Below are 17,142 nucleotides of genomic sequence, written 5' to 3'. Positions count from 1 at the left end.
CTATCCGATCATTTTGAATGTTCTTCAATCATCTGATGTATCCTGTCTCGTTCCGACTGTTCCACGATATAGTAGTACACTCCGTCTATTTTCTTGCCCGTGCCTTTAATCTCAACGGATTCAATATGATCCAGTACCGAACGATAATTGGAGAACATCTGCTTCATCTCATCAAAGGTAACGTCGGTTCTGACGTGAGCACTGACTTCGTCCAGCAACGTCTCCAGTTGCAACACGTTCGATACCTGGACCGTATTCTTCAGCACTTGTTTGATGATCTCCCGCTGACGGTCATTCCGTCCGAGATCCCCCTTCGGATCATCATAACGCATCCGCGAAAATCCCAAAGCCGCTTCACCATCCAGATGAATCTTCCCTTGCTCGAACCGGTAACCCTCATAGTCAAATGCAAACGGGTTATTCACATTCACTCCACCCACCATGTCGATGACTTGTGCAAAGCCCTCCATATTCACTTTCATGTAGTAATGTATGGGAACGTCAAGCAATTGTTCCACCGTTTGCACAGACATGTTAACGCCCCCAAAAGCGTATGCATGGTTGATCTTATCCTCCGTGCCGTGTCCAACAATATTTGTTCTGGTATCTCGGGGGATGTTAAACATAAGAGCGGATTGCTTCGCAGGATTAACACTTAATACAATCATGGTGTCGGAGCGCCCCCGATCATTGGAACGTTCATCCACACCCAGGATCAAAGCATTAAAAGGTTCTTCATTCTCCATGTCCACAGGGAAATCTCCCCCACCGCGCTGGTCGACAATAGATACCTGCTTGATGGGTTCCCGGGGTTCATACATTTGATCCGCCGCTGATTTGACATGCGAATACAGGTACACAGAATATCCAATCATAACAACTGCAACAAGGGAAATGGCACCTAATGTTATTTTGATCCCGCGTCTCATGTTATGGCCTCCGTTAGATGACTGCCGTTTTTCTACCATCGATATTGGTTAGACCTGGACGACCAACGGAGTAGTATTGAAAGGACGTATCTTTAATCTGATCTTCTCCGTAGATGTTTCTTCCATCAATCAGGATGGGTTGGTTCATATGCGCTGCCAAATCAGTCAGATTAACCTCCATGAACTCTTTCCATTCCGTCAGAACACAGAGTGCATCAGCACCTTCCGCCGCTTTCATGGCACGCTCTTCCCACGTAATGGATGGGGAATCCACCTCTTTGCGGAAGTTCTCGGTAGCGATGGGGTCATATGCCCGAATCACTGCTCCCTGCTCAAGCAAACGTTGAATGATCTCAATCGCCGGAGCATCCCGAACGTCATCGGTATCCGGTTTGAAAGCAAGCCCCCAGATGGCAATCTCCTTCCCTTCGAGTGAGCCCAGTGCGTCTTCCAGTTTACGAATGACGTTGAAGCGTTGATCTTTGTTCACTTCCACCACGGACTTCAGCAGTTTGAAGTCATAATCCACATTACCTGCAATTTGAATCAGAGCCTGTGTATCCTTAGGGAAACAGGAACCTCCGTAACCAATGCCTGCCTTGAGAAAGGAGGCACCGATTCGTCTGTCATAGCCCATGCCTTCGGCAACACGGCTGACATCTGCTCCTACTTTTTCACAGATGTTAGAGATTTCGTTGATAAATGAGATCTTGGTTGCCAGGAAAGCGTTGGATGCATATTTAATCATTTCGGCCGAACGAATATCTGTAACAATAATCTGATCGGTTAATGGCTGATGCAGCTCTTTCAGTGTGGCAACCGCCCGTTCGCTATGTGTCCCAATGACTATCCGGTCAGGATAGAGTGTATCCTGGACAGCGGTACCTTCTCGCAGGAACTCCGGTACCGATGCCATGTCGAATGGGTGATTCGTCAAACTGCTGATCCATTCCTGAATACGATCATTGGTTCCGACAGGAACAGTGCTTTTAGTCATTATTATTTTATAATTATCCATATAAGAACCTATTTCTCGCGCGACAAGCTCAATAAAGCTCAGATTTGCTTCGCCATTAGGCAGGGATGGCGTACCCACCGCGATGATAATAATATCCGAACGACTGATAGCATCCTGAATGTTGGTGGTGAAGGACAGCCTTCCTGCTTTCATATTGGCATTCATGATATCCTTCAGACCCGGTTCATAGATCGGAACATGACCGTCCATTAACATATTCACTTTTTCCACATTGTTGTCGACACAGATCACGTTATTTCCCAGTTCCGAAAAACATACGCCTGATACCAAACCCACATACCCTGTGCCAATCACCGTAATATTCATTCCATAATCTCCCCCATGTTCTAATGTGTTGGTTACGCGTGCTTCACATATGTCTGAACAATGTCCTGCCATTCGGTAGACACTCTAACGATATCTTCCTCAATCAGCTGACTGCCGATCTGTACCTCAATGATCTCCAGTTCCGTAACGGCTCTGACGGAATGAAGCATACTCCGGTCAATGATCACCGTATCTCCTTGCCCGATCATTCGGCTCTGCCCATTCAGAATCAATTCCCCAGTTCCCGATACAACCGTCCATACCTCATTGCGAAGCAAATGGTATTGATAACTCAGGTTTTTCCCGGCACTGATGCAGATTCGTTTGGTGAGAACCTCACCGCCAGCTTCGTTTCTTGTGTAATCCAGAACCCGGTAGCAACCCCACCTGCGCTCCTCATACATGGGGCGTTGATCCTCGTTCTTTAAGATTTCCTTGATCCGTGGGCTGGCTTCTTTGTCACTGACCAGAATGCCATCCGGACTCACGGCGACCACCACATCCGACAATCCCAATATGGCAACCGGAATGTTCAATTCATTGACCAGGTGGGTATTCAAAGAATCTCCCGTAATCCACCCTTTTCCTACAACCGAGCTTCCCATCTCTTCCGTGAGTGTGTTCCACGTGCCTAGATCTTTCCAGAAGCCGTTATACGGAATAGCGATAATCTGATTTGCCTTCTCGACAACCTGGTAATCAAAACTGATCTTGTTCAATCTTCCGTATTGCTTCAGCATTTCGTCATACTGGATTGGCAGTTCCATCTCAATGAGCAGATTAATCAAATAACCCAGCTTAAAAGCAAAAACCCCGCAATTCCATAATGCGGCCTGCTCAATCATGAGGACCGCATCGGATTCGCAGGGTTTCTCCTGGAACTTCGCTACATTCACGTATTCATTGTTATTGTCACTGGAAGATAGGGATTGCGGAATGATGTATCCGTACTTCTCTGACGGGTACGTCGGCACAACTCCCATCAAGGCCAGATCAGCACCAGACTTATCAAGCATCTCCGGTAAGGTTGCCAGCACCTCGAAGAATTCTTTTTCAACAAAGGGATCTACAGGCAACACTGCAATCGTCTCATTCAGACTCACACTCTCTACGGAATACAGATAGGAGGCAGCGAGTGCAATCGCAGGAAACGTATCTCTGCGCTCAGGCTCCACAACCAGTCTCACATCATCTCCCAGCTGAGAAGTCAGAATCTCCACCTGTGGCAAACTGGTCGCGATCAGCGCTTCTGATGCAAGTCCCGCATGATTCAGCTGTCGCCATACCCGCTGTACCATGGATTCCGGACTTCCCTCTGGCCCATGAAGAACTTTAAGAAATTGCTTGGATCTGGAATCGTTGGATAACGGCCACAGACGCTTGCCAGAACCACCAGATAACAGAATACTTCTCATAGGGCTGCACCATCCGACAGCACAACCGTACTTGCTCCCTTGCCAGTCTCGGTTGGCTTGTTATATGTGCTGGTCTGATTGGACTCCAGTCTGCCTGCCGGATTACTCTTGGTCCAAGCTGCATAATAATTCGAGTTCTTGCCGTATGAATTATCCAGCAGGATGTTCGGTTGATCCAGGAGACAGGCCAGAATATGTCCATGCAGACGGGATGTCGTAATGGTCTGGTATTGATTGAATTCCTTAATGGCCGTATGTACCATCCGATCAGAGTATTTGTACCACAACCAGCGGGCGAAAGAGCTGCCTTTCCCTGACTTTAACCGGGACGTAATCATGCGAATGATCTTCCGGTCTACCCGGTTGTACAATGTCTCCCAGTCTTTAAACGTGGCCTTGGGTCCACTGACGGATTCGTAATGCACCTGATTCTGAGTTTTCTCAATGTCTTTCCGGAAGAAATACAACATCTCTGCGGTAGGCTTGCTCTTGGACTTAAGAGGCCACAACTGATGCGCCATATCCGGAGAAAGGTACACATTCGTTTGTTGAAATTCTTTACTGGCTATCTCATAAGATAAGGTATCCCGGACAAAAAAGTGCACATCCTTATGACGATTGAATACTTGGGCTGTCTTTTTCAATTCAATATCACTCTTGTAAAACATCGTCTGTGGCAGAATGACAATCCGGTGATTCGGATGCTGGGCGATCATGCGCTCTCTCAATTTCTGATGGGCAGGGTACAGATCACCAAAGTTACCTCCCCCGTGCAACACAATCGTGATACCTTCCGGTACCTTGAGGGACAAAGGGCAATCCAGAATGCTGTATCTGGCACGTACATGAATATCATTGTCCCGGAAGAAAGCCTCAGTACCTTTCATAATCAACAAGTCGCCACCATTGCTATGCACCGGGTAATCCAAATAATAGATTTCGGTACGCGGTGGAATGACCTTCAAAATCTGACGTAAATGTCCCTTCAACTCTTCCATTGGATGAATATTGTTAGTGCCCAGCATCTCCATCTCCTCCTTGGGTGACTCTTCTTCTTTTTTTGTTTAACCGTTCATAGAGAAACGGTATATCTTCCTTGTCATAGAACATGGCGGCAAACTTCACCTTAAATACAATCTTCATCGCAGCCACAGTAACCACCATTCGTACAATGGACCCGATCAATAAGGCAATTGCAATTCCGTTGAGCCCCCACAGCGGAGTGAATACAAAGAACAAAGCCACCGTCACCGAGAGTGCAATAAGTTGTCTGATCATCACAAGTCCTGGCCGACCCAGTGCATTAAATGCAGATGCTAGAATCCAGGAGCCACCACCAATGATGCATTCCACAGCCAAAATATAAAACGCAACGCTCGCTTCCAAAAATTCGGAGCCAAACAGAAGACCCATCAGGTAGTTCCCCACAAACATGGTGGGTATTACAATGATCATCATGACCATGAGCGAGATGCGGAAGGCTCTGCCGACCGTTCGAATAATCTGCTCTTGGGGTAATCCGGTCACTTTTGGGAAAACAACATTGCTGATCGCCGTTTGAACGGCATTGTAGATTCGGGATAACGCAAATACGACGGAATACAGTCCAAAATCACGCGGGGTGAGCAAAGCCAAAATAATGATTTTATCAAACTGGGTATACAATGTTCCTAGTAATTCAACACCATACACCCTGCTGCCATAACCAAAAAGTTTCTTGGCCGAACTCTGGTCCACCCGATCCTTGAACCATCTCAGTCTCAATTCATCACGGTTCGCATAGATAGCCCACGCCACCACGGAGAAGCTGGTTACAAAATAGATCGCAGCCGCGAGCTGAATGCTCAGCATCCCCAGGCCCCATAACACAAAAAGCCCGCCTACATTAAACAGGGGGATCATTAACCGGATACCATTATATACAGCGAATTTCTCCCGACTCTGCGAGAGCGCTGATATGAGATTGATGACAATAAGTACAGGAACGGTAGCAATCGTATACCATCTGGATATCTGCACGACCTCCGGCGGAAAGCTGGAGAGCCAGAAAGGTAATCCAAACCAGGCCACAATACCAATAATGATGCACACCGGAACTTGAAAAAGAAAACTTAACCGAACATACTGCGCACTCTTCTCGGTTGCGCTCTGTTTGATGTTATAAATGATGGATGTCGGTAGTCCGAAACCGACCAATCCGGTTAGTAGCGCCGGCCAGAACAAGATGGCCGAGAATGCGCCCTTTCCCTCTACACCGAACATGCGTGACGTCAAAATGGAAGACAGCATCGTCAGTGTCATGACCAGCAGATTGGTCCCACTTGTCTGAAATATGGCACTCATTAAGCCGTTTCCTCTGAATACTTTGCGAAGTGCAACTTGCGCCATAGCGATCCTCATCCCTTACTGTTTTGACGAAGCGACCCAACAATCATGCCGTTTCGGTAACATACTTTGGCAAGCTGACGTGTGAACCGATCTGCATTATAAATGTAGATCAGTGAGGTTGTGATCCCCTGTGCGAGCTTGATCCCATGTTTGGCCGTACGTACAACACCACGATCCTGATCCCGAATGGCATCACTCACACCCTGCCAATAGATTCTGCGCAGAAACCAGTTCTTCGTCGTTCGCTCTTTGGCTACTTTATGTTGTACCGCGCCATACGGCGTGTAATATACCTTGAACTTTGTCCGTATTCTTGCAATCAACTCACTCTCTTCACTGGAGAGAAGATTGTTGCCCACTCTTCCAAGGTCTTCACGGAAGGGGGCCAGTTGATCAAAGACGGATAAACGAAAGGCCACATTGGCACCAAATGGAATATAAGGACTTTTCATCTCAGTGACTTCATCTGCAAAATCCAGAATGGTGAACAGCGACCTGTTCTCCGGTGGAATCCACATTGGCTCAGGTACTTCCCAGATCGGATCAATCTTGCCACCGACACAACCGATATTTTCATTCATTTCAAAGACGCTAACGATCTGGCGAATCCAATCCCTGCAAGCAAAAGCATCATCGTCAAGGAACAGGATATACTCGCCGCGCGCCTCGTGAATGGCCCGGTTACGGGCTACAGACAAGCCTTGCTTTTCTTCCAACACATACCGGATTGAATGGTTCTCATGCTGCAAGATGGTTTGGAGCACGATTTCCCGTGTGTTGTCTTTCGAATTGTTATCAATAAGTATGATCTCATAGTCGCTGCTTGCGTAATTCTGTTGTATCGCACTTCGTATAGCCTCTACCGCATCCTGTGCACGGTTATACGTACAGATCGCGACGGTTACCTTCATCATTTCATCCCCATATTTTTCAATTAGGTCCACTCTCTCATCTGTACTAACTGGAGTACAGGGTAAGTGTCCTTTGGGCAATCACTGGCCAATCCAGCCGCTCCAACGCTTTGACAAAACCACTGCCTTCCTGAAACTCCGATTGTTTTAACCGGATCATATTCATTGCCTTGAGTAATCCATCCGGATCGGAAGGTTCATAGAGTACCGCACAATCTTCGGGCAGGTATTCCTCCAACAAGCCAATCCGTGGTGCCACCACCGGTTTACAGAAGGTCAATGCCAGAATTGCACTGCCTGAAGTTGCAATTTGCTTGTATGGAAGAATGATCGAATCGACTGCATCAAAATAGTCCGAATATTCATCATCTTCGATGAAATGAAAATGGGTATGAATATGTCCGCTCTTGAGAAATTCATCTCCAAGGTCATAATCCTTTACCTTTTTGCCGGCAATCAACAGATGGGCTTGTTCGGAATCCAGATCCTTGAATGCCTCCAGCAAATCATCCACGCCTTTGTAAGGCGACACCTGACCGAAGAAAGCATACACATAACTATCCTCCGGGATGCCAAACCGGGAGCGGATATTCACGCCTTTCCCCTGATACACTCCCTTGTAATGTCCATGCGGAATAACCTCGATCCGGCTGGAATCAATCCCAAACGTCGAACAGATCTCCGAGATCAAGGGTTTACCCATGACAATCAGCTTGGAGCAATTTTGGACCAGTATTTTTCTCATCCAATAATCAAACCGTGTCTTACCGCTGTTGTGAGGCCAGATGTTATGCACTGTCCAGAACAATTTGGCCCCGCGCAACCGTGCAAAACAAATCATCAATACATACAGAATGGACTTGATCACTGTTGTCAGTACGGATGAACCTCTGTAATAAAAGCTGGGCCAATGAAAATGCAGCACATCATTTTTTTTCAGTTTGAGTAGATCTCTTTTGGTAAACTGTTTCACTTCCCATCCCTTGTTCTCAATGGAATCGGATAACAGCTCATTGAATTTATTGTTCTCAATCATCTTGGGCAGCATATACACCGTCGGATTTTCCATCCAGACACCTCTTACTTTAGTTTCATTCGCACAGGTTCCTCTGTATACGTTCCAACTGCGCGCCTTGCATGAAATCTCATTAGAAATCCTTGCATCATAATTTTGGTATTACGCTTGAGCAGCACCCAGTCTTTCCACCAAGGGTACAGCGACAGTGCTTTTTTCAAATAAACGTTATTGCGAAGTGTATTTCTCGACCATTCGAGCATTCGATAATGGTGTAACTGACGGCGCTTCTGTTCCTTGGACATGTCATTGTAGTATTTCAAAATGATCTTGCGTTGGCCCTTGTACTTGGCCGTTGTAGAGGTTGAAATTCGCGGACCACTATGGATGTTAATATCCACCAGCGGTTCTTTCACATTCACGGCGATGTAGCCTCGTTTCAATATGCGCAGATAAAAGTCATAATCCTGAGCGGATGTCAGATTTTCATCGAATCGAACTTCACGGGCCAATGAGGTAAGTACCATGATTTTGGACGTTTCCCCAATCCAGTTGAATGTAAGCAGATCCTCATACCGAATAACATCGCGAGGTTCCACCGACAATTTCCGTTTGACCACCTGATGCTGCTCATTCGTGTATGCGAGATACTTGCTGCAAAAGGTGAATGATTCCTGGGTTCGTTCCAGCACTTCCGCCTGGGTTTTTATTTTGTCAGGCATCCATTCATCATCATCATCCAGGAAGGCAATGTATTTGCCATTGGCTTGAGATATCCCTACATTCCGTGCATGGTTGGCTCCTTTGGGATATGGAACCCGGATGTACCGAATCCGTGAATCTTCCCGGGCCCAAGCCTGACAGATCTCTGGCGTCTGATCTTCTGAACCATCATCCACAATGAAAATCTCCAGATACGGATGTGTTTGCTCTCGTACACTTCTCAACGCATTTTTCAATAACTCGGCCCGGTTATGGGTCGTAATGATGCAAGATACCAAGGGGTTCATTTCATCACCTTTTCCTGTTCACTAGGATACCTTCACTTGAAGGGCATCATATATTCCTGACAATCTGCCTACGAGAAGATTCATATCGAATTTATCCGATATAATCTCTCTGTTATGTGAACCCATTCTTGCTCTAACCTCTTCATCCGTGATGAGATATTCCAGCGCTGATATCAGCCCGTGCACATCTCCCGGCTCGATTAACAGCCCATTATGACCGGATGTAATCACTTCGGGGATGCCTCCGACGGTGGTCGATATAATGGGCAAGCCACAATTCATTGCTTCAAGTATGGCCATAGGTAATCCCTCATGATAAGAAGGCAGGACCAGTAGATCCGCTTCCCGCATCAGCTTTTCCTTTTGCTCTCCGTTAATCCAGCCGAGTACATTGACACGATCCTCTATTCCATACTGCTGCACGATTGCTTTGACTTCTTCGACTTCGCCATCCCCTGCCAGATTAAAGGTAGCTGTAACGCCCAGCGCCTTCAATTGCTGAATGGACTGTAGCAGATCGTAGACTCCTTTTCGCTCACCGAGTCTGCCCATGAAAAGAGCATTAACGGCTGTTTGTTGTTCTCTCACAAACGGTTCTTTGACAAAGACCCCGTTATAAAGAACTTCAATCGCTGTCTCCGGCACAATCGTAGCAAAGTATTCTTTCCACGTCTGGGACAAGACAATCAACTTATCTGCCTGATTCAGAATGTAGTGACAATACTTACGCTGCAGAGCAAATTGGTTGTAGAAATCATCAAAGCTGGCCGCATGAATATGCAGAATGACTGACTTTCGAAACAACTTTCGTGCGGTTAGCAGAAATAGAGACTTCCGATAAAAGCTCCCGTTGTTTGCCATATGAATATGCACGATATCCGGCTTAAACGTATACAGCTTCATCCAGAATTGAATGAATCCCCGTATAAAAATAAGCAGCCGTGAGAACACGCTGCCCGTGATATACGTTTCGACCCGCTGCATGGCATACATTTCCGAGATGGAGGAATCCTCAATATTTTTGATGACACTCACAATTCCACCCATATCCTTCAAGGATGATCCAACAACCAATACTTTTGGTTTCATGATAGACTCCTTTTTTTCATGGTTAATCTTCATACCTCTTACAGACTGTTCACGTAATTTTTAATGGATGAGATCAGATCAGACTGTTTTCTCACATAAGGCTGGAACGTCAGCTCCTCTATGCACGGAACCAGTTTTTGCAATTCATCCTGACTCTCCGCGACGGCCACATAGCCGTTATCCTGAAAAACCTTGGAGATTTCAAGCTGATGGTCATCCACATGCTCGCCCCATTCTTTCCGGCGTGGAATGACAATAACCGGCTTGCCACGTTCAAGACAATTTGTGATGGAACCCACACCCGCATGAGAAATAATGCATCTGCTGCGCTCCACATATTCATTCATCTCTTCCTGGGTAAGGAAAGGAATCACAGTGAAATTTCGGGGCTGAACCTCGGTATATCCGGATTGGGCAATAACCTCTTCTTCAATAATTCCTGCCTCAATCGCCTCATCAATAAGCTCAAACATCCGATTGAAGGGAAAACGCTGGGTTCCAACGATAGCAAATATCAAAATAAAGCCCCCCTGTATTTTGCATTGGGATAGCTATCCTGCAACGTTTCCCATTGGATGAAGAACTCATCCGAGATTTTGTACATCAATCTCCCGGTTGCGCTGGAGGAATAGATTTTGGCATAACTTTCGATATAAATCAGCTTGGCACCGAAGATTTTACCGATGAGGCAAAAAGGATAGGTAGCTCCTGCCCCTGTTGTAATGATCACCTTTGGACGCTCACGCAGATATAGAAAGAACGACTTGATAATATTAGCCACAAAGATTAGCAAGAACATCGCATTCTTCCGCTCTTGTTGCATTAAGAAGTATACTTTGCCCTGAGACGATTCTACTTTTCTGCTTTTATTTTTCTCGGTAATCAGGAAATAATCATGTTCTTCAACCGCAGGAATAATTTTGGTTAATTCATCAAAATGACCGCCTGTAGAACTGATCAAACAGACCTTCATGTTCTAATCTCCTTTGAAAAGGATACGTCCTTGGCTCGCTGTATCTGTATATCCACTTCTGCTTTAGCCCCTGACTTGGAATGAATTCCATTTCCCGTAGCATATAACGCGTTCAGGAAGATACAGAATGGAGCAATCAGATGAACCGTGGACAGGGTATTGTCAAAAAAGGAATAGGTCAGAAAACCGATAATCATACCGGCAAAATACAACCGGATCATGCCGCCCAATCGGAAGTACACAGCCCGAAACACCAGCAGCAGCGAAAGAAACAACAGGATGGCTCCAACTAAACCGCCATCGTAATAAAAACGAATGTATTCATTATGCGGAACAACGAATCCAGAAAAAATACTTCCATCATTCGCTACAAGTGTTGAGCCGAGTCCACGTCCAAATATCGGATACTCATTTGCTTTGCCAATAAAATAATTCCAGGCTACATCCCTTCCCGACAGGCCTTTGCTCTCTGACCTCATCTCATAATTGTCCCACTGCGCAATCACCATATAGGCCACAGCGACAACAAACAGAATGAGAGGAATAATGGCACTGACTCTGCCTTTGATGAAGGCTTTCAGTTGATCAAAAAGATAGACCAGAATAATCGGAATAAGCGCAATAAGCGGCCCCCTTGTTCCCGTCTGGACCAGAATGACCAGATGTGTCAAGGTAAGCATGTAATACAGAACAACCTGATGGCCTTGTTTGATCTGAATCAGACAGACGCAGATGGAGATAAAACACAACATGGCCAGATGCGCAGCAATGTTGGCACCCTGTAACCGGGTTACTCCCGACATCTCCAGGTTAGTAATGGACAATATGCCGGCGAGTTGCAGAATATAACCACCAGCAAGACTGAACAGCGGCAACCATGCGAGTACACGTATAATTCGTTGACTGATCTCTCTTGAAAAGTGGGGCATCAGCAACAAAAAAGGAACAATGACTCCCAGAAAGGCCTTGAATGGATCGAGCGGACTAACCTTATTGGGCAGATCCGATAGAAAATAACTCTCCACAAATAAAAAACCAATCGCCAGTGCAGGATAGATCAACTCTTTGCGAATACCAAAGCGTAAAAAAAGAGAGACGACAAAACCCAGAATTGCCAGCTTGTAGAAGGACAGTGAATCCAGTCCTGCCAGATGAATGCTAAATATCTTATCAATGGACAATGAAAAACTGACGATGAGAATCATAAAAATCCAGCTGGGCTGTTTAATATAAACGCCCAGCAGAATTACAGCTATGAGTGCAACAACCGAGACTAGTGGAAGATAGATTGCTGCGAAGACAATTACCAGCGAAAAAAGAATGATATTAAACGACTTCATATTTAATGCAGCAAGTATACCGGTCTTTTGCATATCTGCTATGCCACCTTAAAGCCAGAATCGTGTTTCAAAACGCATCCTTCGAACCTACCAGCACCTTGAACGTTCTGAAGATAATTTTGATATCCACCATCATGCTGCGCTCACGGGCATACGTCAGATCCAGCTCCACCATTTCCTCAAAACCAACACTATTTCGACCGCTGACTTGCCATAATCCCGTACATCCCGGAATCATCTGAAGACGTTGTCTGTCATAGGAAGTGTAGTTCTTCACTTCTCTGGGCAGAGCCGGTCTGGGTCCAACGAGACTCATCTCTCCTCTGAACACGTTCCACAACTGTGGCAACTCATCCAGACTGGTTTTCCGAATGAACTTGCCAATCCGGGTAATGCGGGGATCATTTTTCATTTTGAACATATTCCCGTTCACTTCATTCTGATCAATCAGCTGTTCCAGCAGATCTTCTGCATTCGCAACCATGGACCTGAATTTGTACATGTGGAACTCTTTTCCATTCTGTCCGACCCGTACCTGACGAAAAAAAACAGACCCCTGCGGGGCCTCGATTTTGATCAGTAATCCGATGACCGCAAACAATGGGCACAAAATGATCAAACCTATGAAAGAACCCAGCAAATCGAGCATTCTTTTCATAAATAGATACACTTTATCCGCATTTTGTCCTGACATCGTTGATGCATTGTACCCCAGACTTGGGTCCATAACGATCTCCGCTTCCTTCGTTTGGGGAGATGGACTCATTCAAACTCCCCCCCGGCTACATGTTCTACCGACTCTTTTTCCAGAATCTGTTGCAGAGCTTGCAGCATTGGAATTCTAAGTTCCTGCTTTTGCAGAGCGAAGTCGATGGTTGTCAAAATGAATCCCAGTTTCTCGCCCACGTCATAACGTACTCCCTCGAAATCGTAAGCATACACTCCTTGTGTCTCATTTAAGCGCTGAATCGCATCTGTTAATTGAATCTCTCCCCCTTGACCAATCTCTTGTTGCTCCAGATGTTCGAAAATCTCTGGACTCAGTACGTATCTCCCCATAATCGCCAGGTTGGAAGGCGCTGTGCCTTGGGCAGGTTTCTCTACGAACCTGAGAACCTCTGTCAAACGGCCATCCGATTGAAGCGGGTCTACAATGCCGTATCTGTCTGTTTGTTCAGCAAGTACGGTTTGTACGCCAACAATGGAATGTTGAACCTGATCATATTGATCAATCAATTGTTTGGTGCATGGAACTTCCGATACGACGATGTCATCTCCGAGCAACACGGCAAAAGGTTCGTCACCGATAAAGTTACGTGCACACCAGACAGCATGACCAAGTCCTTTGGCCTCTTTTTGTCTTATGTAGTGGATATCCACGTTAGAGGATTTGCGAACCTCTTCAAGCAGGCCCAGCTTCCCTTTTTCCAGCAAGTTATGTTCCAATTCAAAAGCGTTGTCGAAATGATCTTCAATTGCCCGCTTCCCTTTACCGGTTACGATGATGATGTCTTCGATTCCAGAGGCAATGGCTTCCTCAACGATATACTGTATAGTTGGTTTGTCCACAATAGGGAGCATTTCTTTGGGCATCGCTTTTGTGGCTGGCAAAAATCGTGTACCTAGTCCAGCTGCAGGAATGATTGCTTTTCTCACTTTTTTCATAAATACCACCCTATCCTCTTTTTTTTTAGTTTGATAAAAGTTGAACCAGGGCATCTAACCCGTCCTCACGTCATACCTTCGACGATTAACGTCTAAGGTTCATTGAACCCACAGCATGACCGAGTGCCTACAGTGATAAAGGTGCAGTAGACATTACCTGTTTGCTTGGGAGCATTGGATGGAAGGTTTACTTCTCTCCGTAGCCCACCGGTACTGCAGCGTTTTTGATATTGTTCAGAATTGCGCCCAGGATCCGTGCATTCACATGTTCCAGAGCAGCCTTGGTCTTCTTCACCAGTTCCTTCTTGACCTTGCCCGAGTTCACGACCAGCAGCACACCATCACACAGCGAACTCACAATGAGTGCATCCGTTACCGCGAGCACCGGCGGTGTATCAAACATGATGACATCATATTGATCCTCTAACTTCTCAATCAGCCTTTTCATCCGGTTGGAACCGATCATCTCGGAAGGGTTCGGCGGAATTGGGCCAGAAGTGAATAATTGGAGATTGTCGATGTAGCTCTCTCTAAGCACTTCTTCCACACTGTACTGATTAGACAGCACACTACTAAGACCGATATGATTCGGTACGGAAAACACCTGGTGTAAGGAAGGATTACGCAGATCCGCATCGATCAGCAGAACTTTTTTGCCTTCCTGGGCATAGGTTACCGCCAGGTTGCTAATGGTTGTGGTCTTGCCTTCGCCGGATTCAGCGGAAGCCACCATGATTTTTTTGATATGACTGTCGATTGAGGAGAACTGGATGTTCGTCCGTAATTTACGGTATCCCTCCGAGATTTGAGATTTGGAGTTAAAATAGGTCACCAGACTGTTATTTTCATTGGTTAGCCGCGACATATTTGCCATCCCCCACTTTCTGTTGAGATACGTAATTTTTCGTGTTTTTCAGATCATCTTTTTTCATTTTGGATATCACTGTAAGCACAGGCAGGCCCAGCTCTTTTTCAAGTTCAGTTTCGGATTTGAATGTGTCATCCAGATAATCCAGCAGGAATACGAGTGCAATCGCGAGCACAAGACCTGCGAACAGACTGACAATGATGCTTAATGTGGTTTTCATATTGATTGGAGATGCGTTACTATCCACTTTTGCTTCGCTGAGGATAGCCACATTATCGATTTTCATGATCAGGGGGATTTGAGATTGGAACACGTTGGAGATGGCATTGACCGTTTTTGCGGCTTTTTCGTAGGTAGTCCCTTGTACAGTTATGCTCATCACTTGGGATTCGCTGGCTGTAGAGACGGAGGTGCTATTCATGAGCTGAGCAGAGGTTAAGCCCAGGTCTGGATACGTGGTAGCGACTTTATCCATAATGGCGGAAGATTTAATAATTTCTCTGTAAGAGTTAATGAGTTTGATATTGGTTTGAATCATGCTGAAGTCCATCATCGCTTGGCCTTGTACGTTAGAGGTCTGGTTCACGATCAATTTGGAACTTGCCTCATAGATGGGCTGGGTGAAGAAAATGCTTTTGACCCCTGCACCCACACCGGCTATCAAAGCAATTGCAACAATCAACCACAGTTTCTTTTGTAAGAGTCGAAAATATCCTTTCAGTTCCACTTTCATTCCTCCTATACGTTGTGATCTATCCTATGTAACTACCAGATGGACAGTAGCCATTTGCGAGGTTTCCAGCGTTCTGTAACCAGACACGAATTCGATAGAATGTGCGACGCATTCTCTGCCAGCCTCTTAACGGCTTCAGCTCCAAATCGACGCTCGATGACCCGCTCTCCTTCACTTATGGCAAATGTCCTTGTGCACGTATCATGTGCATCTGATGAAATGAAATGAAACCCGTTTTCTTTGCAAAAATGAAAACACCACTGCCGAACTTTCCGTCCGAAAAGCCCAGTGAAAGATTGAGCTGTGAGCTGACATAGTCCGCCTTGACTCAAGTAATCAGCCAACAACTTTGGCTTCTTCAAAATGACACGATTGCGTTCCGGATGAGCAATAATAGGGGTAATTCCCGCTATTCGTAATTCATGCAGTATCCTGGGGAACTGTGAGGGAATATGACCAAAGGGAAGTTCCAACAACATGTAACGACTTCCGGCGAGTGTGCAGCACTTTCCTGCATATAAGTCTCCAATCAGGTTGTCATGCACCCTGATCTCCTGTCCGGGACGGATCTCCAGGCGAATGTTGCGATTGCGAAGTTCTGCGTGAAGCAGGTTCACGGCCTGATTAACCACCATCGGTTCATTGTTGTATTGCCCGTTCAGGTGATGCGGAGTAGCAATAATGGAGGTAATTCCTGAGGCTGCCGCCTTCTCAGCCATTGCAATGGACTGCTCCATTCGAACAGGACCATCATCTAGGCCGGATAATATGTGGCAGTGCATTTCAACCATATCCAAACTTCCTGAAATAGTATGAGCCCCCTCGCCCCTTTATTCATTGCGCAAATGCTTTTGGTGTTAAAGAACTAATGCATAACGCTATGAAATATAGTAAAATGGCGTTAAGTACATGTTTTGTTCAGAAAATGTTAAGAATCGACTTGGAATTATATGGTGAAATCAATGTAATGATAGGGTTCCTGCAGAGCCTTTTGTTCTGTTGCCTTTTCATACTGAAAACGGGAAACCGCGGGAAACTGAACTTCAGTAAGCATTGTGTTTAACTGTCCAGTTATATATAGTTTCTGTTCGTGCTGAATATGCAAGTTCGAATGATACATTGTGAGCTCACCGAAGGGCTGTTTCCATTGCAACCTTGCGTGAAGTCGTACACATACATGTTGATCTTCAACATCCAAACCAATGAGCATTTCTGATGATACCGGCAAGTTCAGGTCGCTCAGGAAGGTGATTGCTTGAGTGTCCATTCCAAGTAACAGAACAGGGCGTCTTTTGCGGTCTACCATTTTCCCATGAAACTCCTGAATGTACATATGGACATTTAATTTCATATCAGCCCATTCCTGAATTATTGAATACATGGTTTCATTCCTTTAGAATGGATTAGCCAACTGGACTGCCTCCACTTCCTTCTCACAGGTATATGGTCCAGGCAACAAGG

Annotated in this window: 18 protein-coding genes; all 18 read right to left on the bottom strand. The window is 45.8% G+C overall.

From position 1 onward, the window contains the following. Positions 1-8 precede the first annotated feature (8 nt). Positions 9-929: an LCP family glycopolymer transferase gene (locus ACE04G_RS09985; protein ID WP_221819122.1), complete on the bottom strand. Its 921-nt coding sequence runs from the start codon at positions 927-929 to the stop codon at positions 9-11. A gap of 13 nt (positions 930-942) precedes the next feature. Further along, positions 943-2,274, bottom strand: a complete 1,332-nt coding sequence (locus ACE04G_RS09980; RefSeq protein WP_047841972.1) for a UDP-glucose dehydrogenase family protein — start codon at positions 2,272-2,274, stop codon at positions 943-945. 32 nt (positions 2,275-2,306) lie between these two features. Next, complete coding sequence (locus ACE04G_RS09975; protein WP_221819121.1) at positions 2,307-3,689, bottom strand: sugar phosphate nucleotidyltransferase; 1,383 nt, start codon at positions 3,687-3,689, stop codon at positions 2,307-2,309. Beyond that, complete coding sequence (locus tag ACE04G_RS09970; RefSeq protein ID WP_036668919.1) at positions 3,686-4,714, bottom strand: polysaccharide pyruvyl transferase family protein; 1,029 nt, start codon at positions 4,712-4,714, stop codon at positions 3,686-3,688. The genes ACE04G_RS09975 and ACE04G_RS09970 overlap by 4 nt, the downstream gene beginning before the upstream one ends. Then, positions 4,701-6,077 (bottom strand): lipopolysaccharide biosynthesis protein, encoded by a 1,377-nt coding sequence (locus ACE04G_RS09965; RefSeq protein ID WP_221819120.1) that lies wholly within the window; start codon positions 6,075-6,077, stop codon positions 4,701-4,703. Before ACE04G_RS09965 ends, ACE04G_RS09970 begins: the two co-directional genes overlap by 14 nt. Before the next feature lie 8 nt (positions 6,078-6,085). After that, positions 6,086-6,991 carry a glycosyltransferase gene (locus ACE04G_RS09960; RefSeq protein ID WP_256704149.1) on the bottom strand — a complete coding sequence of 302 codons (906 nt, stop codon included), beginning with the start codon at positions 6,989-6,991 and terminating at the stop codon, positions 6,086-6,088. A gap of 43 nt (positions 6,992-7,034) precedes the next feature. Next, on the bottom strand, positions 7,035-8,057 hold the full coding sequence (locus tag ACE04G_RS09955) for a glycosyltransferase (RefSeq protein WP_221819119.1): 1,023 nt from the start codon (positions 8,055-8,057) through the stop codon (positions 7,035-7,037). Positions 8,058-8,068: 11 nt separating this feature from the next. Beyond that, positions 8,069-9,013, bottom strand: coding sequence for a glycosyltransferase family 2 protein (locus tag ACE04G_RS09950; protein WP_221819118.1), 945 nt, complete (start codon positions 9,011-9,013; stop codon positions 8,069-8,071). Between the two features lie 21 nt (positions 9,014-9,034). Further along, the gene (locus ACE04G_RS09945; RefSeq protein WP_221819117.1) at positions 9,035-10,102 is read right to left on the bottom strand and encodes a glycosyltransferase family 4 protein; all 1,068 of its coding nucleotides are present in this window, start codon (positions 10,100-10,102) and stop codon (positions 9,035-9,037) included. Between the two features lie 38 nt (positions 10,103-10,140). After that, positions 10,141-10,620 (bottom strand): PssE/Cps14G family polysaccharide biosynthesis glycosyltransferase, encoded by a 480-nt coding sequence (pssE, locus tag ACE04G_RS09940; RefSeq protein ID WP_221819116.1) that lies wholly within the window; start codon positions 10,618-10,620, stop codon positions 10,141-10,143. Next, positions 10,617-11,075, bottom strand: coding sequence for a PssD/Cps14F family polysaccharide biosynthesis glycosyltransferase (gene pssD / locus ACE04G_RS09935; protein WP_036668906.1), 459 nt, complete (start codon positions 11,073-11,075; stop codon positions 10,617-10,619). The genes pssE and pssD overlap by 4 nt, the downstream gene beginning before the upstream one ends. After that, on the bottom strand, positions 11,072-12,448 hold the full coding sequence (locus ACE04G_RS09930) for an O-antigen ligase family protein (RefSeq protein WP_449005340.1): 1,377 nt from the start codon (positions 12,446-12,448) through the stop codon (positions 11,072-11,074). Before ACE04G_RS09930 ends, pssD begins: the two co-directional genes overlap by 4 nt. A 34-nt stretch (positions 12,449-12,482) precedes the next feature. Next, entirely contained in the window at positions 12,483-13,181 is a 699-nt protein-coding gene (locus tag ACE04G_RS09925; protein WP_036668903.1) for a sugar transferase, read from the bottom strand. Further along, positions 13,178-14,080, bottom strand: coding sequence for a UTP--glucose-1-phosphate uridylyltransferase GalU (galU, locus tag ACE04G_RS09920; protein ID WP_036611572.1), 903 nt, complete (start codon positions 14,078-14,080; stop codon positions 13,178-13,180). The genes ACE04G_RS09925 and galU overlap by 4 nt, the downstream gene beginning before the upstream one ends. A 187-nt stretch (positions 14,081-14,267) precedes the next feature. Then, the gene (locus ACE04G_RS09915) at positions 14,268-14,945 is read right to left on the bottom strand and encodes a CpsD/CapB family tyrosine-protein kinase (protein ID WP_339307243.1); all 678 of its coding nucleotides are present in this window, start codon (positions 14,943-14,945) and stop codon (positions 14,268-14,270) included. Beyond that, complete coding sequence (locus tag ACE04G_RS09910) at positions 14,926-15,681, bottom strand: YveK family protein (protein WP_152417061.1); 756 nt, start codon at positions 15,679-15,681, stop codon at positions 14,926-14,928. The genes ACE04G_RS09915 and ACE04G_RS09910 overlap by 20 nt, the downstream gene beginning before the upstream one ends. A gap of 32 nt (positions 15,682-15,713) precedes the next feature. Then, the gene (locus ACE04G_RS09905) at positions 15,714-16,472 is read right to left on the bottom strand and encodes a tyrosine-protein phosphatase (protein ID WP_339182683.1); all 759 of its coding nucleotides are present in this window, start codon (positions 16,470-16,472) and stop codon (positions 15,714-15,716) included. 155 nt (positions 16,473-16,627) lie between these two features. Then, entirely contained in the window at positions 16,628-17,032 is a 405-nt protein-coding gene (locus ACE04G_RS09900; protein ID WP_127551237.1) for a hypothetical protein, read from the bottom strand. Positions 17,033-17,142: the final 110 nt, after the last annotated feature.

The sequence above is a fragment of the Paenibacillus sp. AGC31 genome (genome assembly GCF_057334655.1).
Note: the sequence above shows the minus strand (reverse complement) of the source record. Positions and strands in the feature narration are given on the sequence as shown.